The sequence below is a fragment of the Streptomyces sp. NPDC049627 genome, assembly GCF_044465645.1.
In the GTDB taxonomy this organism is placed as follows: domain Bacteria; phylum Actinomycetota; class Actinomycetes; order Streptomycetales; family Streptomycetaceae; genus Streptomyces.
The window spans coordinates 60,308-86,454 of record NZ_JBITLW010000020.1; the positions used below are offsets into that span (position 1 = coordinate 60,308).

The following is a 26,147-nucleotide window of genomic DNA, read 5'->3' on the forward strand; positions in this document are numbered from 1 at the left end:
CGCGACCCGCCCGCCAGGCCAGACCGCGACCCGCCAGTCGGCCCAGGCTGCGACCCGCCCACCGGGCCAGACCGCGACCCGCCAGTCGGCCCAGGCCGCGACCCGCCCACCGGGCCAGACCGCGACCCGCCAGTCGGCCCAGGCCGCGACCCGCCCGCCAGGCCAGACCGCGACCCGCCAGTCGGCCCAGGCTGCGACCCGCCCACCGGGCCAGACCGCGACCCGCCAGTCGGCCCAGGCTGCGACCCGCCCGCCAGGCCAGACCGCGACCCGCCAGTCGGCCCAGGCTGCGACCCGCCCACCGGGCCGGGCTGCGAGCCGCCAGTCGGCCCAGGCTGTGGGCAGTCGTTCCGCAGGGCGGAACGGGTGGGCACAGCCGAACCCGCACCCGGCGACGAGACCTCAGCCCCCACCGGAGAGTTGCCGCTGCGCCCGCCTTCGTTCTGGGTCACGCCTCGTCACCCTCGCGCATCGGCACACGCACACCGCGCTCGTCGGCAACCGACTCCGCGATGTCGTACCCCGCATCCACATGCCGGATGACGCCCATGCCCGGGTCGTTCGTCAGCACCCTCCGGATCTTCTCCCCACCCAGCTTCGTACCGTCGGCCACCGTCACCTGACCCGCGTGAATGGACCGGCCCATGCCCACACCGCCACCGTGGTGAAGGGACACCCAGGAAGCGCCCGACGCCACGTTCACCATGGCGTTCAGCAGCGGCCAGTCGGCGATCGCGTCGGAGCCGTCGAGCATGGCCTCGGTCTCGCGGTACGGCGAGGCGACGGACCCGCAGTCGAGGTGGTCGCGCCCGATGGCCAGCGGCGCGGCGAGCTCCCCGCTCGCCACCATGTCGTTGAACCGCTCGCCCGCCTTGTCCCGCTCCCCGTAGCCGAGCCAGCAGATACGCGCGGGCAGGCCCTGGAAGTGGACCCGCTCCCCCGCCATCTTGATCCAGCGGGCGAGGGACTCGTTCTCGGGGAACAGGTCGAGGATCGCCTTGTCGGTCTTGGCGATGTCGGCGGGGTCGCCGGAGAGGGCGGCCCAGCGGAAGGGGCCCTTGCCCTCGCAGAACAGCGGGCGGATGTAGGCCGGCACGAAGCCGGGGAAGGCGAACGCCCGCTCGTATCCGGCGAGCCGGGCCTCGCCGCGGATCGAGTTGCCGTAGTCGAAGACCTCGGCACCGGCGTCCATGAAGCCGACCATGGCCTCGACGTGCCGTGCCATCGACTCCCGTGCCCGGGTGGTGAAGCCCGCCGGGTCCTTCGCCGCGTAGGACGCCATCTCGTCGAAGTCCACGCCCAGCGGCAGGTAGGAGAGCGGGTCGTGGGCGGACGTCTGGTCCGTCACGATGTCGATCGGTGCACCCATGGCCAGGAGCTGCGGGACCAGCTCGGCGGCGTTGCCGAGGACGCCGATGGACAGCGGGCGCCGGGCGTCACGGGCCTCGGTCGCCAGCTGGAGGGCGTGGTCCAGGCTGTCGGCCTTGACGTCCAGGTAGCGGTGCTCGATGCGCCGCTCGATGGCGCGCGGGTCGCAGTCGATGCAGAGGGCCACGCCGTCGTTCATGGTCACGGCGAGCGGCTGGGCGCCGCCCATGCCGCCGAGACCGGCGGTGAGGGTGATCGTCCCGGCGAGGGTGCCGTTGAACTTCTTGGCGGCGACGGCGGCGAACGTCTCATAGGTGCCCTGGAGGATGCCCTGGGTGCCGATGTAGATCCAGGAGCCGGCCGTCATCTGGCCGTACATGGTCAGCCCCAGCTGTTCCAGGCGGCGGAACTCCTCCCAGTTGGCCCAGTCGCCGACGAGGTTGGAGTTGGCGATGAGGACGCGCGGGGCCCACTCGTGGGTCTGCATGACGCCGACGGGGCGACCGGACTGGACGAGCATCGTCTCGTCCTGCTTCAGCGTCCTCAGTGTGCGGACCATGGCGTCGAAGGAGCGCCAGTCGCGGGCCGCCTTGCCGGTGCCGCCGTAGACGACGAGCTTGTCGGGGTGCTCGGCGACCTCGGGGTCGAGGTTGTTCTGCAGCATCCGCAGGGCGGCTTCCTGCTGCCATCCCAGGGCACTCAGTTCCGTACCGCGCGGCGCTCGGACGGGGCGGGGTCCGGGTCCTGACATGGTCTGCCTCCCAGCGGACTGTGGCTGCGAACTTCGACTGTGAACTTCGGCTGCGAACTTCGACTGCGACTGTTGAGGTGGATATTCACATCCTGGCCGCCTGAATAGAACTAGTCAATACGTCCGTGGTCCAGCGTGGGCGCGTCCCGGGTGTTTGGCTGGATGCATGGGCTCGTACGACGACATGACGGGGGACGACGACATGACGGGGGACGTGGTGAGCGACCGAATGGACAGCGGGACCGGGATCCCGGCGTATGACGCCGACCGGGCCGCCCGGCGGGACGAGGCGGTGCGGGCCGCCGTGGAGCAGGGGCTGCTCGGGCCCGGCTCCCCCATCGTCGGCCTGCTGGACGTCACCGGCATCCGGGAGTCGGCGGCGGCGCTGCGGGCGGCCTTCGACGCGGTGGTGGCGCCGGGCACACCCGTGCTGCACGCCTTCGCGGTGAAGGCGACCCCGCTGGTGCCGGTGCTGCGGCTGCTGCGCGAGGAGGGCATCGGCGCGGAGGTGGCCAGCCCCGGCGAGCTGGCACTGGCGCGGGCGGCGGGCCTGCGCCCGGAGATGACGGTCCTGGACTCGCCCGCCAAGACCCCGGCCGAGCTGCGCGAGGCGCTGGCGCTGGGCATCGCCGTCAACGCCGACAACCCGCAGGAGCTGGACCGCATCGACGGCATGATGAGGTCAGCCGCCAGCCGCTCCCCGCTGGGGATACGGGTGAATCCGCAGGTCGGCGGGGGTTCGATCGAGGCGACGTCCACGGCCACGGCGACGTCGAAGTTCGGGGTGGCGCTGCGTGACGAGGGGGCGCGGGAGTGGGTCGTACGGGCGTATCAGGACCGCCCGTGGCTGACCCGGCTACATGCACATACCGGCTCGCAGGGCATTCCGCTGTCGCTGATGGCCCGGGGGGTCGCGGAGGCGTATGCCCTTGCCGAGGAGATCAACCGGCGGATCGGGCGGCGGCAGATCGACACGCTGGACATCGGGGGCGGGCTGCCGGTGAACTTCGCGTCGGACGCGACCACGCCGACGTACGCGCAGTACGCGCGGCTGCTGAGCGAGGCGGTGCCGGGGCTGTTCGACGGGCGGTACGGGCTGGTCACCGAGTTCGGCCGGTCACTGCTGGCCAAGCACGGGACGGTCGTGGCGCGGGTCGAGTACGCCAAGCGTGCGGGCGGGCGCCCGGTGGCGGTCACGCACGCGGGCGTGCAGGTCGCGACGCGGACGGTGTACGCGCCGGGGAGCTGGCCGCTGAGGATCGCCGCGTACGACGGCAAGGGGCGCCCGAAGGAGGGCCCCACCGTGGTGCAGGACGTGGCGGGACCGGCCTGCTTCTCGGGTGACCTGCTGGCCGAGGGGTGTGCGCTGCCGCTGCTGGAGCAGGGCGACGTCGTGGCGGCGCTGGACACGGGGGCGTACTACTTCGCGCATCACTACGCGTACAACTCCCTTGCCCGGCCCGGCATCCACGGCTTCGCTCCGGACGGGGCCGGGGGCATCGCCTTCGCGACCGTGCGCGAGCCGCAGTCGCTCGACGAGATCGTGGCCGAATCCGGCGGGGCGCACGCCACCTCGCTCGCCACCCTGCCCGCGTCTCAGCGCCGTTGACGCAGGCCGACGGGGACCGTTAGCCATGGCTGATCAACTTGCCTGAAAACGGGCTCAGTTGACCCACCCTAGCCACTCGGTGGCATGTTCCACCGGAAAATGCCCGAACGCTCACTCGCCGCACACACGTTGCGTAGTTTCTACGTCACTCAGGCGAACCCCAGGCGGGAGGGGAGCGACGGTGCCCGGAATCGACGAGTGCTTGCTGGAGACGATGCGGTTGCCCGGTGCGCGGGGCGCCGCGCTGGTCGACTGGACGAGCGGGCTGGCCCTGGGCACCGTGGGCGACCCTCCCGGCGGTGACCACGAGGCGGCGGCCGCCGAGACGGCGGAGCTGGCGCGGCTGGCCGCCGAGCAGCACGCGTTCGGGCCCGACGGCGAAGCCGGTGCGGCGGATCCCCCCGTGGAGGACGTGATCCTCAGCAACCGGGACAGCTACCACGTGCTGCGGTTCGTGCCGACGGCCTTCGACAGCAGCTTGGTGCTGTATCTGTGGCTGGCCCGCACGGACGGCAACCTCGCGCTGGCCCGTATCCGGCTGGGCGAGATGGCCGAACGGCTGGTGCTGGCATGACCGTCGTCGAAGCCACGCCACCGCCCCGGCTGCCGGTCCGCAACCGGGCGACGGCCGGCGAGCGGGCCCGGGGCGGCGTCTCGCCGATGCTGACCCGGCTCGCCGAGGAGCGGGCCACCGGCGTCCTGGTCCGCGAACACGGCACGCTCCACCTCGTCGAAGGCCGGGTCGTGCACGCCGAGAGCCCGCTCGCCCCCGGCCTCGGCGTGCTCCTCACGGCCCACGGCGCACTCGACGCCGGAGCCTGGCGGGACGCCGAGGACAGCGCCGACGAGAGCCGTCTCCTGCGCCGGGGCCTCACCCCGGGCGCGCTGGAACTGGCGCAGGTGAGCGCGCTGTACGACGCGGCGTACTTCGCCCTCGCCCCCAGCAGCACGCCCGGCCGCTTCCGCTACGGGCCCGCGCACTGGCTCGCCCGCGTGCATCCCGTGGCGGTCGCCGCGCTGGAACGCGAGACGCTGCGCCGCCGCGCCCTGCTGCGCCGCATCTGGCCCGACCCGGCGACGGACGCCGCGCCCCTGATCCGGGCCGACCCGGTCGCGGCCCCCGCGGTGCCGTCCCGGCAGGCCGCCGTACTCGCCCGGGTGGACGGCGTGCGGCGGGCCGCGGACATCGCGCGGGAGCTGGGCAGACCGGCGTTCCACACGCTGGTGCACCTCAGGCGGCTGGCCGCGGCGGGCCTCGTGGCGTCGCAGCCCCCGCCCGCCGACGACCACCCGCCCGACGCCGCCGATCCCTACATCGCGCTGCTGAAGAGGGTCAGGGATGCGCTGGAGGCCCTTTGACCGCAAACCGATCGAGGACCGCGACCCCTCCGAGGTGCTGCACCCGTCGCAGCGGTCCCGCGCCGAGAGGAGAGCCCTGATGGCGGCCGAGGCCCCGCTGCTCGACGAGTTCCGTCGGCTCAGAGCCCGCGTGCCCCAGCTGACCGGCGCGCTCGCGGCAGGTGTGGACGGCCTCGTCCTCGCCCACGACACTCCCGGCGTCGAACCGGACGGCCTCGCGGCACTCACCGCCGCCGCGCTCGGCGTCGCGGTGCGGGTGACGGACGCGACGGGCCGGGGCGGCTTCCGCGAGCTGCTCGTGCGCGGGGCGAACGGCTATGTGGCGACGTATGCCGCGGGCCGCACCGCCGTTCTGACACTGCTCGCCCAGGACAACGTCAACGTCGGCCGGCTGCACCTGGAGGGCCGCCGCGCCGGCGCCCGCATCGGAGAGCTCGTCGACGCCGAGGCGGCACCTCCCGGGAAGAGCCCTGCCAAGAGTTCCGCCAAGAGTCCTGCCAAGGAGCCGGCCCCCTCCATGCCCACCCGCACGAGAACCCCGCGCGCCGCACGCACCACCACCACTGCCAACCCACGTACCGCTACGGACAGTTGAGAGGAACACACGCATGGCCAACACCGAGACCACGCTGAAGGAATGCCTCGCCTCGATCGAGGGCGCGACCGGAGCCGCCCTCGTCGACTACACCAGCGGCATGGCGCTGGGCACCCTGGGCGGCAGCAAGAGCTTCGACCTCAACGTCGCCGCCGCCGGCAACACCGACGTCGTCCGCGCCAAGATGCGCACGATGGAGCACCTCGGCCTCAAGGGCGGCATCGAGGACATCCTGATCACCCTCACCGACCAGTACCACCTGATCCGGCTGATCACCGGGCGCGGGGGCAACGGTCTCTTCCTCTATCTGGTCCTCGACGCCAAGCGCGCCAACCTGGCGATGGCCCGGCACCAGTTGAAGAAGATCGAGGAGAACCTCGAGGTCTGACCTACACCAGCGCCGCGGTGCGGCGGCGGGCCCCGCCCGGGGCCGCGTCGCCCGCGGCGATGCCCGTACTGCGGAAGGCCTTCACCGCCTTGCCCGCCGGCCGGCCACCCCGTGCGTCGAGCCAGTCGACCCGCACCCACAACAGGGCGTTCTCGGCCCGCTCGCGCCGACCGAGCCAGGCCGCCTTCAGCCACAGTCCCGCCCCGCACCCGGCCAGCAGCATCCCGCCCGCCGCCGGCACCGCGAACGCGCTGCCCAGCGCGGCGAGGAACGCCAGGAGCAGCCACCAGCGGTGGCCCCGGCGCCAGGTGCGGACGGCCACCGCACGGTCCTGGAGCACATCGTGCTTGCCGGCGCGGGCGGCCGAGCGGATCAGGACGGTGTAGCGCTTGCGGCGCAGATACGCCACCACGGCCGTCGCGACGATGAACAGCGCCGCCCCCGCCAGCACCCCGATCCGGCGCCCGGTCAGTCCCGGCACCAGCACCCCGACACCCGCCGCCAACACCCCGAGCCACCACAACGGCGCCGCCCCGGCCCGTACAACGACGGCCACCCGAGCGAGCCCCTGACCTCCGCGTGCCACGTTCCGCCTCCTCGTCGTCCTTGGCACAGTCCCGTCGGACGGGCAGGTTAGTGAAGGATCGTGAGACGAGTCTTAAAAAGCGGCTCCCCCTGCGCACAGCCACTGCGCGCAAGCCGCTCTCACTCCACGAAAAGCCCCCGCGCCGCCGCCCGCGCGTCGAACTCCTCCAGCCGCGCCTGGGCGTCCGGCAGGTCGTCGCACATGGCCTCCAGCAGGACCCGGCCCAGCAGCATCGGCGCGCAGGCCGTGTCGAAGGCGAGGCCCGTGCCGACCGCGGCGGGCAGCAGCAGGTCGGAGACCTTGGCGACGGGCGCGAACGCGGAGTCCGCCACCGTCACCACCGTCAGCCCGGCCTCCTTGGCGTACGCCAGGGTGTCCATCACCTCGCGGGGATGCCGGGGCAGCGCGAAACAGAGCAGGGCCGTCGCCCCGGCCCGTACGGCGGCGTCGATCCGGTCGTGGACCATCGTGCCGCCCTCGTCCAGCAGCCGTACGTCCGGGTGGACCTTGGCGGCGAAGTAGGAGAAGCCGTACGCCTGGGAGGCCGCGGCCCGCAGCCCGAGGACGGGGAGCGGGCGGGAGGCCGCGAGCAGGCGTCCGGCCTTCTGCACCGGGCGAGGGTCGGCGAGCGCCTCCGCCAGGTGCCGCAGGTTCTCGATCTCGGCTTCGACGGCCTGCTGGTACTCGTTGTACGAGGCGGCGTCCGCGGCCGGCTCGGCGGGCGCGACCTCGCGCAGGTGCCGGCGCAGCGCCGGGTAGCCGTCGAAGCCGAGGGCGACGGCGAAACGGGTCACGGACGGCTGGCTGACCCCGGCGAGCTCCGCCAGCTCCACGCTGGACAGGAACGGCACGTCGGCGGCCCGCCGCACCATGCTGTGCGCGATGCGCCGCTGGGTCGGCGTGAGCCGGTGCCCCTCGAACAGCGCCTGCAACCGCGCGGCGGGGCTGTCCGTCCCGCCGGTGTTCCTGTCCGCGCTCATGCCGCGCTCCCCCTCCAGATGTCCGTGAACCGGTCCAGCAGTGCTGCCGCCGCCGTCACATCATCGGTGAGCGGCCGGTCGGCCAGGTCGTCGTCGAGCACCGATTCGGCCAGCGCCAGCGCCCGGCCCACCGGAAGCGCGGGGTCGGGCCTCAGATCGCGCAGGCGCAACGCCCGTACGGCGGCGACGAGTTCACAGCCGACGACGAGACGGTACGCGCCGCACGCGCGCAGTGTCTGCCGGGCGGCGAGCGAGGCGAAGCTGGCCTGCTCCTCCACGCCCCGGGAGAGCACGGCGTGGCCGAGCGAGGCGGGGGCGGAGAAGGCGCGCAGGTCGCCGAGGGCGGCGCCGGCGGCGTACTCGAGGATCATCACGCCGGACGAGGCGGGCTCGTGGTCGGCGAGGAAGGGCTTGAGGCGGGTGTAGGCGGGCTCGTTCAGGGTGGACAGGCGGGATGTCGACAGCCGGGCGACCTGGGTGAGCGCCAGCCTGAAGTGGTCGAGCGCGAGGGCGAGTTGGGCCTGGTAGAAGCCGCCGTGGTGGTAGGCGGCCATGTCCTCGGGGGAGATGAAGGGGTTCTCGGCGGCCGCGTTGATCTCCACCGCGAGCACCTCCTCCAGGGCGTCGGCCGCGTCGTGGGCGGGCCCGTGGATCTGGGGCAGGCAGCGAAAGCCGTACGGGTCCTGGATCCGCCCCAGCGGCGGGGTCGGCCGGTCCTCGGCACCGAGCAACTCGCGCATCCGGCGGGCGACCTCGGCGCTGCCCCGGTGCGGGCGGGCGGCGTGCACGGGGGCGGCGTACGCCTCGTGGGAGCCGTCGACGGCGACCAGCGACAGGGCGGCGACGACCTGGGTGGCGGCGACGAGTCCGCGCAGTTCGTGCAGGGCGAGGGCCGCCTGGCCGAGGGTGAGGGCGTTGCTGCTGATGAACGCGAGGGCGTCGTTGTTGTCGAGCGGCTGCGGCTCAGGAGCGCCGCAGCCGCGCCAGGGATGCTCGCCGGCCAGCGCCAGGCCGGCCTGTGCCAGCGCCGCGAGGTCGCCGGTGCCGACCGAGCCGAACTCGTTCACCACCGGGTGCGCCCCGCTCTCCAGCGCCTCGCAGAGCGCCGTGACGACGGTGGGCCGGAGGCCCGCGCCCCCCGCGAGCAGCTGGTTGGCGCGGACGGCGAGCATGGCCCGCACCTGCCGGGCGGGCAGTTCCTCGCCGATGGCGCCGGCGTGGCTGCGCAGCAGCCGCAGGCCGTGCTCGGCGGCGGCCTCGGTGGGCACGTCCTCGTTCCGGTTGGCGCCCACGCCGGTGGAGCGGCCGTAGACCCGTCCGGTCGCGGCGATGAGGCGGGCGGCGTCCCAGGACTCCTCGGCCCGCTTCATCGCGTCGGCCGCGGGGACCGGCCGCGCGGTCCCGTCGGCGAGGCGTACGACGTCCTCGACGCCGAGCCCGATTCCGTCGAGGACGACGAGGCCGGGGTGCCCGGAGGGCACGGCGCCCGGCGCGTCCGCGATGGTCCGAGACGGCATGAGCCCACACACCCCTCACTCCGGACAGTCGATCCGTGTCGACCTGTTCAGTCACCCGATCTATTCAGACACCATGAACTCTGCATGACGTCATACAGCCGGGCAAGAGACATCGGGTTGCTCAGCCGCGGGCGCCTCCCGGCGCACCCCAGCACGAACAGGGGGGCTAACCCCAGTGCGGCCGTCGGCCCCGCTGCCTACCGTGGGCCGTATGACCGGAATCGAAGCGCGGGACACCGAGCTCAAGAAGGAGCTCAACGCCACCCTGCAGGCCCGCAGGGAACTGGGCGAGGAGTACGAGTCCGCGCTGGTCGACTCGTTCCTGGAGAAGGTCGACCAGCGCATCGACGGGGCGGTCGAGCGCCGGCTGCGGCGGCAGCTGGCCGAGCAGCAGATGGTGGTGGCCCGGGACGCCCGGTCGCCGAAACCGACGGATTCCTTCGGTGAGCGTTTCGGCTTCGGCATCGTCACGCTGGTCGCGGCGATCCCGCTGTCCGGCATCGGCGGCGGCGTGGCCGGCCTCCGCGGCCTGCTCGTCACCTGGATCGGCATCGTCGGCGTGAACGTCGTCCAGGCGGTGCGCACCAACCCGGGCCTGTTCCGCGGCTGGGGGCGCCACAAGTCGGCCAAGGACGAGGACCGCTGGGAGGACTGAGCATTCCCGGGGACTCTCCAGTCCCCGGGGCTCTTCGTACAGCCGACCGACCGTCGGCAGAAGAGATATGGCGGGGACCGCCGCACCCCCGTTGCCGGGGGGCGGGACGACGGCGGTCCCCGCGAGGGACGCGGGCCGGGTCAGGGCCGGGCTTACGCGTCCATGGCGTCCATGGAGGTCCGGGAGCCGCTCCGGAGGTCCTTGGCGCCGTTCGGCGCCGGCTGGGGCGGGGAGCCGCTCCCGCCCTGCCGACATCCACTAATGTGCCGGACCCGTGTTAAGCGGGTGCTGCGTGAACGTGACGCGCTCGTACCAGTTCCACGACAGCGCGAGCGGCCCCGGTCACCGCAAGTTCGCCGCGGACACGGTCAGTTCACCGGACGTTTGCCGTCACTTTCCGCCCTTGGCGAGGAAGGCCAGCAGGTCCTGCCGGCTGACCACACCGGTCGGCTTGCCCTCGACGAGGACGATCGCCGCGTCGGCCACGCCCAGTACGGACATCAGGTCGCCGACCGGTTCACCGGAGCCGACCTGCGGCAGCGGGGCCGACATGTGCTTCTCCAGCGGGTCGTCGAGCGAGGCCCGCTTGGTGAACAGGGCGTCGAGCAGCTCCCGTTCGACGACGGACCCGACGACCTCCGCCGCCATGACGTCCGGGTGGCCGGCGCCCGGCTTCACGATCGGCATCTGCGAGACGCCGTACTCACGCAGCACCTCGATGGCCTGACCGACCGTCTCGTCCGGGTGCATGTGGACGAGGGAGGGGATGTGGCCGCCTTCCTTGTCGTTGAGGACGTCGGCGACGCGCGCGCTCGGGCCCTCGTCCTCCAGGAAGCCGTAGTCGGCCATCCACTCGTCGTTGAAGATCTTGCTGAGGTAGCCGCGCCCGCTGTCGGGCAGCAGCACGACGACGACATCGTCCGGCCCGAGCCGCTCGGCGACCCGCAGCGCGGCCACGACGGCCATACCGCAGGAGCCGCCGACCAGCAGGCCCTCCTCGCGGGCCAGGCGCCGGGTCATCTGGAAGGAGTCCTTGTCGGACACGGCGACGATCTCGTCGGCGACGGTCCGGTCGTAGGCGGTCGGCCAGAAGTCCTCACCGACGCCCTCGACGAGATACGGCCGCCCGGAACCGCCGGAGTACACGGAGCCCTCCGGGTCGGCGCCGATGACCTGCACCTTGCCGTCGCTGATGTCCTTCAGATAGCGGCCGGTGCCGGAGATGGTGCCGCCCGTGCCCACGCCCGCCACGAAGTGGGTGATCTTCCCCTCGGTCTGCTCCCACAGCTCGGGGCCGGTCGAGTGGTAGTGGGAAAGGGGGTTGTTGGGGTTGGAGTACTGGTCCGGCTTCCACGCGCCCGGCGTCTCGCGCACCAGCCGGTCGGAGACGTTGTAGTAGGAGTCCGGGTGCTCGGGATCCACTGCGGTGGGGCACACGACCACCTCGGCCCCATAGGCCCGCAGCACATTGATCTTGTCGGTGCTGACCTTGTCGGGGCACACGAAGATGCACTTGTACCCCTTCTGCTGGGCCACGATGGCAAGTCCGACACCGGTGTTGCCGCTGGTCGGCTCCACAATCGTCCCGCCCGGCTTGAGCGCACCGCTCTCCTCCGCGGCCTCGATCATGCGCAGGGCGATGCGGTCCTTCACGGAACCGCCCGGGTTGAAGTACTCGACCTTGGCCAGGACGGTCGCCCGAATGCCCGTGGTCACGTTGTTGAGCCTCACCAGCGGGGTGTTGCCGACGAGGCTGATCATCGAGTCGTGGAATTGCACCGTTGTCTCCGGATGCTGCAAAAGGTGTGGTCGTAGTGGTTCCGCCAGCCTATGGCCTGCACGGGGCCCGTGGAGGTCGTTCACTCCCCGTTGGGATTGGGCCACGGTCCGTGCGGGGCAAGCAGTTGATGTACGGCTGTTTCGGCTAGGAGGAGGTGGCGGCGACGCATGACGAGCATGTCGAGGGCGCGAGTGGCCCGGCGGATCGCGGCGGGCGCCGCGTACGGCGGAGGCGGCATCGGTCTGGCCGGCGCGGCGGCCGTCGGTCTGCTCCTCGCCGAGGTCCAGTTCGCCAAGCGCCACGTGGGCAACGGCACGGACAACCATGTCCCGAACGCCGATGGCCGGTACGGCCGGACGTACGACACCCCCGGTGCGGCGCCGTTGCGCCTGACATTGCTGGGCGACTCGACGGCTGCGGGGCAGGGCGTGCACCGAGCGGGGCAGACACCGGGTGCCCTGCTGGCCTCCGGCCTGGCGGCGGTGGCGGAGCGTCCGGTCGTCCTGCGCAACGTGGCGCTGCCGGGTGCCCGCTCGGACGACCTGGACCGCCAGGTGGCCCTGGTGCTCGCCGATCCCGCCCTCGTGCCCGACATCTGCGTGATCATGGTCGGCGCCAACGACGTCACGCACCGCATGCCGCCGACGCGCTCGGTCCGCCACTTGTCCGCCGCGGTACGGCGCCTGCGCACGGCCGGTGCGGAAGTGGTGGTCGGCACCTGCCCCGACCTCGGCACCATCGAACCCGTCCAGCAGCCCCTGCGCTGGCTGGCCCGGCGGGCCTCCCGCCAGCTGGCGGCCGCCCAGACGATCGGCGTCGTCGAACAGGGCGGCCGCACGGTGTCGCTGGGCGACCTGCTGGGCCCTGAGTTCGCGGCGAACCCGCGGGAACTCTTCGGCCCCGACAACTACCACCCCTCGGCGGAGGGGTACGCCACGGCGGCGATGGCCGTCCTGCCGACGGTCTGCGCGGCCCTCGGCCTCTGGCCCGCGGAGGAGGAGCGCCCCGACGTCACCCGGCGCGAGGGCTTCCTGCCGGTGGCGCGCGCGGCGGCCGAGGCCGCGTCGGAGGCGGGCACGGAGGTCACGGCAGCCATGCCGACCGGCCCGAAGGGCCCATGGGCCCTTCTGAAGAGGCGCCGCCGCCGCAGGGTCCCCGAGCCGGACCGGGCACCGGTGACGCCGTCCCCGTGAGGGGGGCAGGCGAGATTCCGCCCCCGCCGCCCCTACCCGTCCCATCCCTGGGGGCTGCCGCCCCCAGACCCCCGCTTCGGCGGCAGAGCCCCCTGGCGGGAGCGAGGAAAGCAAGCGCTTAGAAAATTGCGGTCAGGGTCACACCGCCACAAGCGTGACCCTGTACGTACGTACGGGTAACTTCCCTGACAGCCCTGCCCGACCCCCTGGTATGTCAATGGAGCCGTGATGCCCGAAGCCGTGATCGTCTCGACCGCCCGCTCCCCCATCGGCCGCGCCTTCAAGGGCTCCCTCAAGGACCTGCGCCCGGACGACCTCACCGCCACGATCATCCAGGCGGCCCTCGCCAAGGTCCCCGAGCTGGACCCCAAGGACATCGACGACCTGATGCTGGGCTGCGGCCTCCCCGGCGGCGAGCAGGGCAACAACCTCGGCCGCGTCGTCGCCGTACAGATGGGCATGGACCACCTGCCGGGCTGCACGATCACCCGTTACTGCTCCTCGTCGCTCCAGACCAGCCGCATGGCCCTGCACGCCATCAAGGCCGGAGAGGGCGACGTCTTCATCTCGGCCGGCGTGGAGATGGTCTCCCGCTTCACCAAGGGCAACTCCGACAGCCTCCCCGACACGCACAACCCCTTCTTCGCCGAGGCCGAGGCCCGCACCGCGGCCGTCGCGGAGCAGGAGGGCACGACCTGGCACGACCCGCGCGAGGACGGCCTCGTGCCCGACGCCTACATCGCGATGGGCCAGACCGCCGAGAACCTCGCCCGCTGGAAGGGCGTCACCCGCCAGGACATGGACGAGTTCGGCGTCCGCTCGCAGAACCTCGCCGAGGAAGCCATCAAGAACGGCTTCTGGGAGCGGGAGATCACCCCGGTGACCCTCCCCGACGGCACGGTCGTCAGCAAGGACGACGGCCCCCGCGCCGGCGTCACCCTGGAGGGCGTCCAGGGCCTCAAGCCCGTCTTCCGGCCCGACGGCCTGGTCACCGCCGCCAACTGCTGCCCCCTGAACGACGGCGCCGCGGCCGTGGTCATCATGTCCGACACCAAGGCCCGCGAGCTCGGCCTGACGCCGCTCGCCCGCATCGTGTCGACCGGCGTCTCCGGCCTCTCCCCCGAGATCATGGGCCTCGGCCCGGTCGAGGCGAGCCAGCAGGCCCTGCGCCGCGCCGGCCTGACCATCGACGACATCGACCTCGTCGAGATCAACGAGGCGTTCGCCGCCCAGGTGATCCCCTCCTACCGCGACCTGGGCATCGACCTCGACAAGCTGAACGTCAACGGCGGCGCCATCGCCGTCGGCCACCCCTTCGGCATGACCGGCGCCCGCATCACCGGCACGCTCATCAACTCCCTCCAGTTCCACGACAAGCAGTTCGGCCTGGAGACGATGTGCGTCGGCGGCGGCCAGGGCATGGCGATGGTCATCGAGCGCCTGAGCTGAAGCCCCCGGCCCCACCCTCTTGAGTAGTCACCTCACGACCCTGCGTGAGCCTTCGGCCCAGAACCCGGGAAACTCCAAGGTTCTGGGCCGATTTGTGATCCAATCTCCCCCAGGATGTGACCTATCTCCCTCTGCTGAGGGATTTGCGCAGCTCAGAGCCGTTGCACCACCAAACCCCAGGCCCAAAGACCTGTCCGTTTCGTGACGTTACGCACTGACAGCTGGATAGTCCGCCCTTCAAGCTGATGTAGGAAGTCGGGGGTCGACTTTGAACCGGGAGTACGTCAGTGAGCGCCATGCCGATCGCCTTGCTGCTCACCACGGCCGCCACCGGCGCCGTGGGCGTCGCCGTCCTGCGCACCCTCATGGTGCTGCGCCGGCAGGTCGCGGCCCTGCACACCGAGCTGGCACAGAAGAACGCGAGCGCGGCCCGCGGCCTCGTCCCGCCGGCCCGCCTCTCCGCCGACGCCGATGAGATACGCGCCGCGGTGGCCGAGGCGCTCGCCGAGGAACGCGAGCGGGAGCTGGCCGAGGCGCGCGCCTTCTGGGCGGCCCAGGAGACCCGTGACGCCTCCGACGCGCCGACGCTGCTGGGTCTGTCCGACAGTGAGTTGTTCCTGCCGCGCCAGGCCGACTTCTCGGGCCTGGAGCATCTGGAGCCGGTGACCGAGCCGACCGCGGAGGTGGATGAGTTCGCCGGGGAGTCCCCCGAGCTCGCCGCGGCCCGCCGCCGTCACCCCTCCCACCCGGACTTCGTCCCGGTCTCCTCACCGGCCGTGAACGATCACGAGCGCACGGTGGCCACCCTTGAGGAACTGGCCGCCTCCGCCACCGAACTGACCGACGTCCGCCCCGGTCCTCTGGGCACCCTCGACGTCTATGTCTTCGCCGACGGCACGACCCTGTGCATGACGCCGGGCCACCGGGAGACGGCGGATCGCCTGGCGGCGGCCCTGCGTGCGGGCGAGACGCCGGTGCTGCTGGGCGGCTCGGGAGTGTCGGGTGCGTACACCCTGACGTTCGCGTGCGGCGAGGAGAGCGTCTACATCCTGGCCGACCGGGTCATAGCGTCCCTCTAGGGATCACACCCACCCGGCTCGGGGTTCACACCCCGGCCCGCTTCTGCGCTTCCGCCACCAGCCTCAACGCGTCCTCGACCTCACCCTCGTCGGTGAGTACGAGGGCCAAGTCATGCACAGCGACGGTGATCTGGTCCGCGGCGGCGAACATCCCGGCGTCCGGCATCTCCCGGGGCTCCGCCCCGGGCGCCTCCAGCATCTGCGCCCGACGTGCCAACTCTCTGGCCAGTCCCAGCGCCTCCGACGCCGCACCTCTTTGCAGCCGGCTTTGCGGCGCCGCCCGCAACCGGTCGGCGAAGTGATCTACGGCTTGGGTCAGACGCGTCGTATCAACCACGCCGTGAGCGTACGCGACTGTTGCCAACGGGCGAACGCTCAGGCACGGTGACCTGAAGGACCGGCTTACATCCCCTTTGCGTCCGGAGGCGCCGATGTCCCACGTCCTCTCCGAGGAGACCCACCGCAACATGCTCGCCCGCATCCCCCACTGCACCGGTCGTGAAGTCTCCGACTGGCTCCGCACCGTAGAAGAAGGCCCGGCTCTCGTCCGCTTCGAGGAGAAGGTCAGCTGGCTTCGGCACGAATACGACCTCGCGTACGGCCACGCGAAGGCGATCGTCCACGAGTACGACCTGAGGAGGGCGGCGCGCAAATTCCTCTAGGCGCGCACAGACGACGAAGGGCCCCGGGAACCCGGGGCCCTTCGCTTGCGACTGCTTACGACCGCGCTACGGCCGTCGGAGATCAGTCGTTGTTGAGGATCGAGATGAGCCTCAGGAACTCCATGTAGATCCACACCAGCGTCATCGTGAGGCCGAAGGCCGCGAGCCAGGCCTCCTCGCGCGGCGCACCGTAGGCGATGCCGTCCTCGACCTGCTTGAAGTCCAGGGCGAGGAAGGCGGCGCCGAGCAGGATGCCGACGATGCCGAAGACGATGCCGAGCGGGCCGCTGCGGAAGCCGAGGCCGTCACCGCCGCCGAAGACGGCGAACAGCAGGTTGACCGCCATCAGCAGGATGAAGCCGAGCGCGGCCGCCATCACGAAGCCGTAGAAGCGCCGGTTGACGCGGATCCAGCCCGCCTTGTACGCCACCAGCACGGCGGTGAAGACCGCCATCGTGCCGAGCACCGCCTGCATGGCCGCGCCGCTGGCGATGTGCTCGTCGACGACGCTGGAGACGACGCCGAGGAAGACACCCTCGAGCGCGGCGTACGACAGGATGAGCGCCGGGGAGGCCTTGCGCTTGAAGGACTGCACGAGCGCCAGCACCATGCCGACCAGACCGGCGCCGATGGCGATGCCGTACGACCGGTTGATGTTCTCGGCGTCGACCGGCAGCAGGAACCACGCGAGCGCGGCCGTGACGATCAGCGTGCCGAGCGTGGTGGCGGTGCGCAGGACGACGTCGTCCATCGTCATCCGGCCGGTGGTGGCCGGGGCCTGCGGCGGTGCGCCGTACTGCAGGTCCTGCTGGGCGTAAGGGTTCTGCGCGTACGGGTTGCCGGCCTGCGGCTGGGCATACGGGTTGCCCTGCGTGCCGACAGCGGCGCCCCCGGCCTGCGGCGCGGTGTTGAAGCCCGCGTAGCCGTTGTCGCGGCTGAACCCCCGTCGCGAGAAGACCGGGTTGCTGCTCCTCATTTCACTCCTCCATGGCCACCGTGCGTGACCTTGGCTCAAGAGTAATAGATAGGCAAAGGATTGACCCTAGTACCTGGGGAGGATCTTTCCCTCGTCGTGCTGCGCAACACGCTACGCGGCCGGGTGATTCCCGGCCACGGAGGGGCTCATTCATGACCAACCTGGAACGTGGCCGGAACCAGCCGGAGATCACTCCCTTACGCCACACCTACGGTCACCCGAACGGGAACCCCGTGTACCCCTCGGCGAGGTCCGTCTCGGCCGCCGTCGACCCGGCGAGCCGCTGCAGACGCGCCAGCTGGATCCGGTCCTCGAAAGGCGTGACGTCGGGGGCGCGGTGCAGCAGTGTCGTCATGTCGTACGAGAACCGCTCGGCCTGCCAGACGCGGCGCAGACACGTCTCCGAGTAGGCGTCGAGGAGCTCCGCCGACCCCGTCTCCTTCTCGTACATCAGCGCCCGCGCGAAGGTGACGACGTCGCCGACGGCCAGATTCAGCCCCTTCGCACCCGTCGGCGGCACGATGTGCGCGGCGTCACCGGCCAGGAAGAGGCGGCCGTACCGCATGGGCTCATGGACGTACGACCGCATGGGCGTGACCGACTTCTGGGTGATGGGGCCGCGTTCCAGGCGCCAGTCGTCGGCGGTCTCGAAGCGGCGCTCCAGTTCGTCCCAGATCTCGTCGTCGCTCCAGCTGTCCGCGTCCGTGCCCTCCGGTACCTGGAGGTAGAGGCGGGAGACGGACGGGGAACGCATGGAGAGCAGGGCGAAGCCCCGGTCGTGGCGGGCGTAGACCAGCTCGTCGTGCGAGGGGGCGACATCGGCGAGGATGCCGAGCCAGCCGAAGGGGTACGTCCGTTCGAAGACCCGGGTGAGTTCGGCCGGTATCGCCTTGCGGGAGACACCCCAGAACCCGTCGCACCCGACGACGTAGTCGCACTCCAGGACGTCCTCGCGCCCCTCGTGCCGGAAGCGAACGCGCGGGCTGTCGGTGTCGGCGCCCTCCACCGCCAGCGCCTCCGCCTCGAACAGCAGCGGGCCGCCCTCCTTGAGTTGAAGGGCGATGAGGTCCTTGCAGACCTCGGTCTGGGCGTAGACCCTCACCGACCGGCCGCCGGTGAGGGCGGGGAAGTCGACGCGGTGGCGCTTCCGGTCGAAGCGGAGCTCTATGCCGTCGTGGCGCAGGCCCTCGCGGTCCATGCGCTCCCCGGCGCCGGCCGCGCGCAGCACGTCCACGGTGCCCTGCTCCAGGATTCCGGCGCGCTGGCGGTGCTCGACGTAGGCGCGGTCGCGGCTCTCCAGGACGACCGAGTCGATGCCGGCGTTGTGGAGCAGCCGGGCGAGGAGGAGGCCGGCGGGGCCCGCTCCGATGATGCCGACGGTGGTGCGCATCGGTCGTTTCCCTTCGTTCGCCTGACCCGTCATTCACGTTCGCATGGTGAAGTTTTATTCACCACTTCCTGACGTGAGTCTCGGGCCGCGCACCCCTGGTGTCAACGGTTGTACGCGAACTCTTGAAGGGTGGACGAACGTCGGAAGTGCCCAGAGCCGGACTTGAACCGGCACGCCCGCGAAGGGGCAGCGAGGTTTAAGCTCGCCGTGTCTGCATTCCACCATCTGGGCAGGCCATGGGCTCCGCATCGAGGTTCCGAGCCTATCGGGATGCTTCCCCCGAACAGCGGACGGGCGGACCGATGTTGTCTTATTTTATTGACGTCTGAGGGTGCATCAGCCCATGGAACGGGCCATCCGCACTTGCCAATAGCCTTGCGTGCGACGGTCGGCGGCGCATGCGGAATGACGGAATTTCACCGTCCAAACAAGGACGCTCCACCTGTTCCCGACGTGAACACCCGTCAGGGTCCTCCGTCATCCTCAGGTATGACACGGGCCTGTCCGGTCCATCCGCAGTCTGCCTTCGGAACCGGAACAGCGACTGACTACACGGCGCTCCTCGGCCAGGACGATGGATGACGTCCTTCGAACACACCGTCGTCCTTCAGGAGCGTTTCTCTCGTGACCACCGCATCCATCGCCGGCCGGGCCACCGCCGTGGCCGCGCGTGCCACGGATCTGTCGAAGATCTACGGACAGGGCGAGACCCAGGTGGTCGCCCTCGACCGGGTCTCCGTCGAGTTCAGGCAGGCCGAGTTCACCGCGATCATGGGCCCTTCCGGCTCCGGCAAGTCCACGCTGATGCACTGCGTGGCCGGCCTGGACACCTTCTCCTCCGGTTCGGTGCGCATCGGCGACACCGAACTGGGCTCCCTGAAGGACAAGCAGCTCACCAAGTTGCGCCGGGACAAGATCGGCTTCATCTTCCAGGCGTTCAATCTGCTGCCGACGCTGACCGCGCTGGAGAACATCACCCTCCCGATGGACATCGCGGGCCGCAAGGCTGACAAGCAGTGGGTGGATTCGGTCATCCGGATGGTGGGCCTGGCCGACCGGCTGAGCCACCGCCCCGCCCAGCTCTCCGGCGGGCAGCAGCAGCGCGTCGCCGTGGCCCGCGCCCTCGCCTCCAAGCCCGAGATCATCTTCGGCGACGAGCCGACCGGAAACCTCGACTCGCGCTCGGGCGCCGAGGTGCTCGGCTTCCTGCGCAACTCCGTACGGGAGATGGGGCAGACCGTGGTGATGGTGACCCACGACCCGGTCGCCGCGGCGTACGCGGACCGCGTGGTCTTCCTCGCCGACGGCCGGATCGTCGACGAGATGTACCGGCCGACGGCGGACAACGTCCTGGACTTCATGAAGCAGTTCGACGCGAAGGGCCGCACCAGCTGATGTTCCGCACAGCCCTGCGCAACGTACTCGCGCACAAGGCCCGGCTCCTGATGACCGTGCTCGCCGTGATGCTCGGCGTCGCGTTCGTCTCCGGCACCCTGGTCTTCGCCGACACCCTCTCCAACGCCTTCCGCAACCAGTCGGCGAAGAGCTACGACAACGTCGCCGTCGCCGTCACCTCGCACGCCGACCCCGACAACGCCAAGGAAGAGCCCGGCCTCTCCCGCAGGACCCTCGACAGGATCTCCGCCGTGGACGGCGTCGCCGGCGCGTACGGCCGCGTCGAGGGCTTCGCGGGGGTCGCCGACCCCGACGGGAAGCTGATCGGCGTCGGCTGGTCCAACAAGGGCTCCAACTTCGCCCCCGGCAAGGACGGCAAGGACCCCGCCTACACCTTCACCGACGGCTCGGGCCCGGTGAAGGACGATCAGATCGCCCTGGACAAGGAGTCCGCGGCCAAGGGTGAGTACCAGGTCGGCGACCGGGTCCGGGTCGCGACCAACGGTCCGGTGAAGGAGTACACCCTCAGCGGCGTGTTCACCACCGAGGACGGCGCCGTGAACGCCGGCGGCAGCCTCGTCCTCTTCGACACCGCGGTCGCCCAGAAGCAGTACCTCAAGCCGGGGTACTTCGAGAGCGCCACCGTCGCCGCCGCCCCCGGCGCGTCCGACGCGAAGATCCTGGACGCGGTCAAGCCGCTGCTGCCGGACACCGCCGAGGCCCGGACCGGCCAGGCCCTCGCGGACGAGCAGGCCGAGCAGATCGAGCAGGGTCTGGGCAATCTCAAGCAGGTCCTGCTCGGCTTCGCGGGCATCGCGCTCTTCGTCGGGGTCTTCCTGATCTCCAACACCTTCACGATGCTGGTCGCCCAGCGCACGAAGGAGATCGCCCTGATGCGCGCCGTCGGCGCCTCGCGCAGGCAGATCACCCGCTCGGTGCTCGCCGAGGCCGCGGTGGTGGGCCTGGTCGCCTCGGTGATCGGCTTCGTGCTCGGCATCGGCCTCGCGGTCGGTCTGCGCTCCGGAATGGCCGCGTTCGACATGAAGATTCCGGGCGGCCCGCTGATCATCTCCGCCACGCCGGTGATCGCAGCGATCGGCGTCGGTGTGCTGATCACGGTGTTCGCCGCCTGGCTGCCCGGCCGCCGGGCCGCGAAGATCCCGCCGGTGGCGGCCATGAACAGCGTCCACGCGGTCGCCACCACCAAGTCGCTGGTGGTGCGCAACTCCATCGGTGCGGCCGTCACCGCCCTGGGCGCGGCCGGGATCGTGCTGGGTGCCTCGGCCGGCGGCGACGACGGCCGGATGTACATCGGGGCGGGCGCGTTCTTCGCGCTGATCGGCGTGATCATCCTGATCCCGCTGCTGTCCCGGCCCGTGATCGCACTCGTCCGCCCGCTGCTCGTCGGCCCCTTCGGGGTGTCCGGCAAGCTCGCCGGCCAGAACGCGGTCCGCAATCCGCGCCGCACCGGCGCCACCGCCTCGGCGCTGGCGATCGGACTGACGCTGGTGACCGGCCTGTCGGTGCTCGGCATCACGGTCGGCACGGCCATCGACAAGATGACCACGGACAACATCAAGGCCGACTACATGGTCTCGATGGCGAACGGCGGCGACCTCGACCAGTCCGCGCTGACCGCGCTGGAGAAGGCCAAGGGCGTCTCGGCGGTCTCGCCGCAGCAGGACGTCTACTTCCAGGTCGGTGACGAGGACTACGTGTCCGCCTCGGCGGTCACACCGCACGACATCGAGCAGGTCCTGACCGTCGACGTCGTCAGCGGCAACGTCGACTCGCTCGCCAAGGGGCAGATCGCGGTCGCCGAGAAGACGGCCAAGAACAAGGGCTGGAAGCCCGGCGACAGCGTCCCCGTCACCTTCGGCGACGAGAAGAAGGGCACGCTGACGGTCGGCGCCGTCTTCAAGGACAGCGAGTTCCTCTCGCCCGTCCTCGTCGACACCGAGGTCGTGAACCCGCACGAGGTGAAGCCGTCCATCCGGCAGATCTTCGTGAAGGTCGACGGCGGCCAGTCCTCGGCGAACGAGAAGGTCCTCCTCGACGCGCTGGGCGACAACCCCGCGATCACGGTCATGGACCGGCAGGACATCCGCAACGAGTTCGGCGGCGCCATCAACACCCTGCTGAACATCATGTACGGCCTGCTGGCGATGGCCCTGATCATCGCGGTGCTGGGCGTCGTCAACACCCTCGCGATGTCGGTCTTCGAACGGCAGCAGGAGATCGGCATGCTGCGTGCGATCGGGCTCGACCGGCGCCGGGTGAAGCGGATGGTCCGGCTGGAGGCCGTGGTCATCTCGGTGTTCGGCGCGGTGATCGGCATCGGCCTCGGCTCGTTCCTCGGCTGGGCGATCGGCGAGACCTTCGCGGACCAGATCCCGGGCTACGCACTGGTCCTGCCCTGGGACCGGATCGGGATCTTCCTGATCCTGGCCGGACTGGTGGGCGTCCTGGCCGCGATGTGGCCGGCCCGCAACGCCGCGAAGCTGAACATGCTGAACGCGATCAAGGCGGAATAGCCGTACGAGAACAGCCGTAGAAGAACAGCCGTACGAGAACAGGGGCCCCGTTCCCGGGAGGGAGCGGGGCCCCTGGCGTCTCAGCCCCAGGTACGGGCCCGCAGCGGCATCCCCGAGTCACCGGATTCGGGTGTTCTGACCGCCAGCACCTGGTTGACCCCGATGCGGTTGCGCTCGAACGCGAGCGCGGAGGCGGCCATGTAGAGCCGCCAGACGCGGGCGCGGCCGGGGCTGGTGAGCTTGACGGCCCGGGCCCAGTCGGCCTCCAGGCGGGCGACCCAGCGGCGCAGGGTCAGGGCGTAGTGCTCACGGATCGCCTCCACGTCGCGCACCTCGAAGCCGGCGCGTTCGAGCTGGGCGACGGTCGTGCCGATGGGCTGGAGTTCGCCGTCGGGGAAGACGTAGGAGTCGATGAACTCGTCGACCCGGTAGGAGGATTCGTCCCGTTGCGGCCGCCGCCCGATCTGGTGGTTCAGCAGCCGGGCCCCGGGCTTCAGGAGCCGGTACAGCACATCGCAGTACTCCAGGTACCGCTCGGCGCCGACGTGTTCGGCCATGCCGATGGACGAGATGGCGTCGTACGGTCCGTCGGTGACATCCCGGTAGTCCTGTACGCGGATCTCCACCTTGTCGGTGAGCCCCTCGTCGGCGACGCGCTTGCGGGCGTAGGCCGCCTGCTCCTGGGAGAGGGTGATACCGACGACGCTCACGCCGTACTCACGGGCCGCGTGGATCGCCAGGGAGCCCCAGCCGCAGCCGACGTCGAGCAGCCGCGCGCCGGGCCGGAGGGCCAGCTTGCGGCAGACGAGGTCGAGTTTGTCGCGCTGGGCGTCTTCGAGGGTGCCGTGCGGGGGCGGCGCCGCCCAGTAGGCGCAGGAGTACACCATGGACGGCCCGAGGACGATCTCGTAGAAGTCGTTGCCGACGTCGTAGTGGTGGCTGATGGCGCGTTTGTCGGTGCGCTTGGTGTGCAGATGGGCGCGCTGCCGGCGGACCTCCTCGGGGGGCGGTGCGGGCGGCAGGGGAAGTCCGCCGAGCTTGACGAGCCCGCGGACGCCGGCCCGCACCTCGGGGTCGCGCAGGGACTCCACCAGCCCGCGGGCGTCCTCACCCCGCTCCCACACCAGTCCCGCGAGCAGATCGAGGGCGGCGTACAGATCCCCCTCGATGTCGAGGTCCCCGGCCACCCAGGCCCGGGCGAGCCCCAGCTCACCCGGCTTCCACAGCAGCCGGCGCACCGCACGCCGGTTCCGTACGACCAGGGTCGGCGCGCCCGGCGGCCCCGCCTGCGAACCGTCCCAGGCGCGGATGCGCACCGGGAGCGGGGCTCCCAGCACCTGTTCGAGAAGACCCTTCAGTCGCACCGCGGCGTCGGCCATGGCGCACACCTCCGTGGAGAGGAGATCCCGGAATGTCCAACACCACGTAAACATCTGAGGGGCCCGGATACAGTCCCCCACGCGCATGCTTTTAGCCCGTCCGGCGTTTGAGGACGAGGCCCTTGGGCCGAAGGGGGGTCTGGGGGCGCAGCCCCCCAGGGACGGCAACCACCGCGTCCGGGAAGGCCGAAGGACCTCCCGCACCACGGATGGCGGAAGGTCCTTCGGTCAGTTCAGCGACCGGAGAAGGTCAGGAGGCCTTCGCCTCGGTCTTCTCCGGCTTCGGCGCCGCAGGCATGGGCTTGGCCGCCTCGTAGAACTCCTCGCGCGGAGTCTCGAGGGCGCCCAGCGCCACGACCTCGCGCTTGAGGAACATGCCGAGCGTCCAGTCGGCGAAGACGCGGATCTTGCGGTTCCACGTCGGCATCGCGAGACCGTGGTAACCACGGTGCATGTACCAGGCGAGACGGCCCTTGAGCTTGATCTTCATCTTGCCCATGACGATCATCGCCACGCCCTTGTGCAGGCCGAGACCGGCCACCGCACCCTTGTTGGCGTGCTCGTAGTCCTTCTGCGGGAAGCCCCGCATGCCGGAGATCACGTTGTCGCCGAGGACGCGCGCCTGACGCAGCGCGTGCTGGGCGTTCGGCGGGCACCAGGCGTTCTCGTTGCCCGCCTTGCGGCCGACGAGGTCCGGGACCTGGGCGTTGTCGCCGGCGGCCCAGATGTAGTCGGTGCCCTTGACCTGGAGCGTCGGCTCGCAGTCGACGTGACCGCGGGGGCCGAGGGGCAGGCCGAAGCGGGACAGCGCCGGGTTGGGCTTGACGCCGGCGGTCCACACGATGGTGTTGGAGTCGACCTCGAGCCCGTTCTTCAGCACGACGTGGCCGTCGACGCAGGAGTCCATGGAGGTGGAGAGGTAGACCTCGACCCCGCGGGCCTCCAGGTGCTCCTTGCCGTACTGGCCGAGCTTCGGGCCGACCTCGGGCAGGATCTTGTCGGCGGCGTCGACGAGGATGAACCGCATGTCCTCACGGGACACGCTGGTGTAGTACTTCGCCGCGTCGCGGGCCATGTCCTCGACCTCACCGATGGTCTCCGCACCCGCGAAGCCACCGCCGATGAAGACGAAGGTGAGCGCCTTGCGGCGGATCTCCTCGTCGGTCGTGGAGTCGGCCTTGTCCAGCTGCTCGAGGACGTGGTTGCGCAGGCCGATGGCCTCCTCGATGCCCTTCATGCCGATGCCCTGCTCGGCGAGGCCGGGGATCGGGAAGGTGCGGGAGACCGCGCCCATCGCGATGACCAGGTAGTCGAAGGGCAGCTCGTACGCCTCGCCGACCAGCGGGGCGATCGTGGCGACCTTGCGGTCCTGGTCGATGGTGGTGACCCGGCCGGTGAGGACCTCCGCCTTGGGCAGCACGCGTCGCAGCGGGACGACGACGTGGCGCGGGGAGATGCTGCCGGCGGCGGTTTCGGGGAGGAAGGGCTGGTAGGTCATGTACGACCGGGGGTCGACGACCGTGACGGTCGCCTCGCCGTAGCGCATCTTCTTGAGGATGCGCCGAGCTGCGTACAGGCCTACGTACCCACCGCCTACTACGAGGATCCTGGGACGCTCCGTGGTGCTCATGCCATCGAGTATCCACCCGCCTCAGGGGGGTCGCTCGTGCGCCCCTTCACAAGCTCTTGCAGGCCCTGTGCTACACTCCCCGGCCCGCGTGACGCAGGTCATGGTCACAATCGGGAACCCGGCTCCGGCACGACCCGTTGTCAATGCCGCGTGAGCTGCCTCTCTGGCTCGGCGGACCTGCTGTGAGCGGGCGGAAACACCTTCCGTCGACGACTCCTCGAAGCTCTCTTACACCGTCCATCTGAACATGTTCAAGGGCCTGTTCACCCCTCGGAAGGGCCAACCGACCCCTGTCCGCACCTCTCCAGGGCCGAATTCCTTGTGAAGAACTTCACGAACTTTCTTCGGCGGGCGCCGCGAAGGGGTCGTACACGGCCCGGAAAGGGCCTCAGAGGGTCCCTCTCGAGAGCGCTCATACGCTAACCGACCTGCTCAACCGTGGCTACCATCCAGTAACAAACGAGACGCGGACCACCCTCCGACGGCGGCCTGGATCACCGTTCACCCGTCAGCCACATTCCGCGCGCGCGTGGACAAATGTGTGCATAGCGTGCAGCCATGATCACTCCACAGAAGGCCCTCAAGCGGGCCACCGCTCGAATAGTGTCGGTCAGCGCTGCCCTCGGCATCGCTCTCGCAGCAGGGGCCGCGACGGCCGCAACCGCCGCCGCTGCACCCGCTTCCCCCGTCAAGTCCATGGCTGCCGCGGGCGGTCATGATCACGGCCACCACGGCGGTGGCGACGACGGGTGCGTAGGCCTGCTCGTCCTCATCTGCAACTGACGGACGCCCTGCACGGGTTGCGGCAAACGGCCCCGGTGCCTCGTGGGAGGTACCGGGGCCATTCCATGTCACCGCGCGTCAGCCACCGC

General features: G+C 70.8%; 23 protein-coding genes and 1 tRNA gene. 13 read left to right on the top strand and 11 right to left on the bottom strand.

Features of this window, described 5'->3' with window-relative positions; genetic code table 11:
- Positions 1–448 precede the first annotated feature (448 nt).
- The gene (hutU, locus tag ACIBU0_RS40350) at positions 449–2,119 is read right to left on the bottom strand and encodes a urocanate hydratase (RefSeq protein ID WP_398828814.1); all 1,671 of its coding nucleotides are present in this window, start codon (positions 2,117–2,119) and stop codon (positions 449–451) included.
- Between the two features lie 229 nt (positions 2,120–2,348).
- Here hutU and ACIBU0_RS40355 point away from each other — a divergent pair, with 229 nt between their 5' ends.
- The 5 genes from ACIBU0_RS40355 to ACIBU0_RS40375 all read left to right on the top strand — a co-directional run bounded on the left by ACIBU0_RS40355 (position 2,349) and on the right by ACIBU0_RS40375 (position 6,070).
- Positions 2,349–3,728, top strand: a complete 1,380-nt coding sequence (locus ACIBU0_RS40355) for a diaminopimelate decarboxylase (RefSeq protein ID WP_398828996.1) — start codon at positions 2,349–2,351, stop codon at positions 3,726–3,728.
- Positions 3,729–3,909: 181 nt separating this feature from the next.
- Positions 3,910–4,302, top strand: coding sequence for a hypothetical protein (locus ACIBU0_RS40360; RefSeq protein WP_398828816.1), 393 nt, complete (start codon positions 3,910–3,912; stop codon positions 4,300–4,302).
- Positions 4,299–5,087, top strand: coding sequence for a transcriptional regulator (locus ACIBU0_RS40365; RefSeq protein WP_398828818.1), 789 nt, complete (start codon positions 4,299–4,301; stop codon positions 5,085–5,087). The genes ACIBU0_RS40360 and ACIBU0_RS40365 overlap by 4 nt, the downstream gene beginning before the upstream one ends.
- 79 nt (positions 5,088–5,166) lie before the next feature.
- Positions 5,167–5,682, top strand: a complete 516-nt coding sequence (locus ACIBU0_RS40370; RefSeq protein ID WP_398828999.1) for a roadblock/LC7 domain-containing protein — start codon at positions 5,167–5,169, stop codon at positions 5,680–5,682.
- A gap of 13 nt (positions 5,683–5,695) precedes the next feature.
- On the top strand, positions 5,696–6,070 hold the full coding sequence (locus ACIBU0_RS40375; protein WP_398828820.1) for a hypothetical protein: 375 nt from the start codon (positions 5,696–5,698) through the stop codon (positions 6,068–6,070).
- A gap of 1 nt (position 6,071) precedes the next feature.
- Here the strand turns inward: ACIBU0_RS40375 and ACIBU0_RS40380 are convergent, their stop codons facing one another.
- The 3 genes from ACIBU0_RS40380 to ACIBU0_RS40390 all read right to left on the bottom strand — a co-directional run bounded on the left by ACIBU0_RS40380 (position 6,072) and on the right by ACIBU0_RS40390 (position 9,153).
- On the bottom strand, positions 6,072–6,656 hold the full coding sequence (locus ACIBU0_RS40380) for a hypothetical protein (RefSeq protein WP_398828822.1): 585 nt from the start codon (positions 6,654–6,656) through the stop codon (positions 6,072–6,074).
- 119 nt (positions 6,657–6,775) lie between these two features.
- Entirely contained in the window at positions 6,776–7,636 is an 861-nt protein-coding gene (locus ACIBU0_RS40385; RefSeq protein WP_398828824.1) for a MurR/RpiR family transcriptional regulator, read from the bottom strand.
- Entirely contained in the window at positions 7,633–9,153 is a 1,521-nt protein-coding gene (locus ACIBU0_RS40390; protein WP_398828826.1) for an aromatic amino acid ammonia-lyase, read from the bottom strand. The genes ACIBU0_RS40385 and ACIBU0_RS40390 overlap by 4 nt, the downstream gene beginning before the upstream one ends.
- 211 nt (positions 9,154–9,364) lie before the next feature.
- Here ACIBU0_RS40390 and ACIBU0_RS40395 point away from each other — a divergent pair, with 211 nt between their 5' ends.
- Positions 9,365–9,808, top strand: coding sequence for a hypothetical protein (locus ACIBU0_RS40395; protein ID WP_398828828.1), 444 nt, complete (start codon positions 9,365–9,367; stop codon positions 9,806–9,808).
- A 390-nt stretch (positions 9,809–10,198) separates the two neighbouring features.
- On the opposite strand, the gene ACIBU0_RS40400 is transcribed toward ACIBU0_RS40395, so the two are convergent.
- Positions 10,199–11,587, bottom strand: coding sequence for a cystathionine beta-synthase (locus ACIBU0_RS40400; protein WP_398828830.1), 1,389 nt, complete (start codon positions 11,585–11,587; stop codon positions 10,199–10,201).
- A 168-nt stretch (positions 11,588–11,755) separates the two neighbouring features.
- Here ACIBU0_RS40400 and ACIBU0_RS40405 point away from each other — a divergent pair, with 168 nt between their 5' ends.
- The 3 genes from ACIBU0_RS40405 (at position 11,756) to ACIBU0_RS40415 (ending at position 15,309) form a co-directional block, all read left to right on the top strand.
- On the top strand, positions 11,756–12,781 hold the full coding sequence (locus ACIBU0_RS40405) for an SGNH/GDSL hydrolase family protein (RefSeq protein WP_398828832.1): 1,026 nt from the start codon (positions 11,756–11,758) through the stop codon (positions 12,779–12,781).
- Between the two features lie 228 nt (positions 12,782–13,009).
- Complete coding sequence (locus ACIBU0_RS40410; protein ID WP_398828835.1) at positions 13,010–14,230, top strand: acetyl-CoA C-acetyltransferase; 1,221 nt, start codon at positions 13,010–13,012, stop codon at positions 14,228–14,230.
- Positions 14,231–14,526: 296 nt separating this feature from the next.
- On the top strand, positions 14,527–15,309 hold the full coding sequence (locus tag ACIBU0_RS40415) for a hypothetical protein (protein ID WP_398828837.1): 783 nt from the start codon (positions 14,527–14,529) through the stop codon (positions 15,307–15,309).
- A gap of 25 nt (positions 15,310–15,334) precedes the next feature.
- Here ACIBU0_RS40415 and ACIBU0_RS40420 read toward each other — a convergent pair whose 3' ends face one another.
- Positions 15,335–15,646 carry a hypothetical protein gene (locus ACIBU0_RS40420; RefSeq protein WP_398828839.1) on the bottom strand — a complete coding sequence of 104 codons (312 nt, stop codon included), beginning with the start codon at positions 15,644–15,646 and terminating at the stop codon, positions 15,335–15,337.
- A gap of 94 nt (positions 15,647–15,740) precedes the next feature.
- Between ACIBU0_RS40420 and ACIBU0_RS40425 the strand changes: the two genes are divergently transcribed.
- Entirely contained in the window at positions 15,741–15,971 is a 231-nt protein-coding gene (locus tag ACIBU0_RS40425) for a DUF4287 domain-containing protein (protein WP_030049879.1), read from the top strand.
- Between the two features lie 82 nt (positions 15,972–16,053).
- Here the strand turns inward: ACIBU0_RS40425 and ACIBU0_RS40430 are convergent, their stop codons facing one another.
- The 3 genes from ACIBU0_RS40430 to ACIBU0_RS40440 form a co-directional block, all read right to left on the bottom strand.
- Positions 16,054–16,947, bottom strand: a complete 894-nt coding sequence (locus ACIBU0_RS40430) for a Bax inhibitor-1/YccA family protein (protein WP_398828842.1) — start codon at positions 16,945–16,947, stop codon at positions 16,054–16,056.
- Positions 16,948–17,161: 214 nt separating this feature from the next.
- Positions 17,162–18,337, bottom strand: a complete 1,176-nt coding sequence (locus ACIBU0_RS40435) for a 4-hydroxybenzoate 3-monooxygenase (RefSeq protein WP_398828843.1) — start codon at positions 18,335–18,337, stop codon at positions 17,162–17,164.
- Positions 18,338–18,484: 147 nt separating this feature from the next.
- A tRNA-Leu gene (locus ACIBU0_RS40440) sits at positions 18,485–18,568 on the bottom strand.
- Positions 18,569–18,961: 393 nt separating this feature from the next.
- On the opposite strand from ACIBU0_RS40440, the gene ACIBU0_RS40445 reads away from it, so the two are divergent.
- Positions 18,962–19,732, top strand: a complete 771-nt coding sequence (locus tag ACIBU0_RS40445; protein ID WP_398828844.1) for an ABC transporter ATP-binding protein — start codon at positions 18,962–18,964, stop codon at positions 19,730–19,732.
- Positions 19,732–22,266 carry an ABC transporter permease gene (locus tag ACIBU0_RS40450; protein WP_398828845.1) on the top strand — a complete coding sequence of 845 codons (2,535 nt, stop codon included), beginning with the start codon at positions 19,732–19,734 and terminating at the stop codon, positions 22,264–22,266. The genes ACIBU0_RS40445 and ACIBU0_RS40450 overlap by 1 nt, the downstream gene beginning before the upstream one ends.
- A gap of 80 nt (positions 22,267–22,346) precedes the next feature.
- On the opposite strand, the gene ACIBU0_RS40455 is transcribed toward ACIBU0_RS40450, so the two are convergent.
- Together ACIBU0_RS40455 and ACIBU0_RS40460 are read right to left on the bottom strand one after the other, a co-directional pair.
- Positions 22,347–23,645: a class I SAM-dependent methyltransferase gene (locus ACIBU0_RS40455; protein WP_398828847.1), complete on the bottom strand. Its 1,299-nt coding sequence runs from the start codon at positions 23,643–23,645 to the stop codon at positions 22,347–22,349.
- A gap of 250 nt (positions 23,646–23,895) precedes the next feature.
- On the bottom strand, positions 23,896–25,275 hold the full coding sequence (locus ACIBU0_RS40460; protein WP_398828850.1) for an NAD(P)/FAD-dependent oxidoreductase: 1,380 nt from the start codon (positions 25,273–25,275) through the stop codon (positions 23,896–23,898).
- 558 nt (positions 25,276–25,833) lie between these two features.
- Here ACIBU0_RS40460 and ACIBU0_RS40465 point away from each other — a divergent pair.
- Positions 25,834–26,058 carry a hypothetical protein gene (locus ACIBU0_RS40465; RefSeq protein ID WP_398828852.1) on the top strand — a complete coding sequence of 75 codons (225 nt, stop codon included), beginning with the start codon at positions 25,834–25,836 and terminating at the stop codon, positions 26,056–26,058.
- The last annotated feature ends 89 nt before the right edge of the window (positions 26,059–26,147 follow it).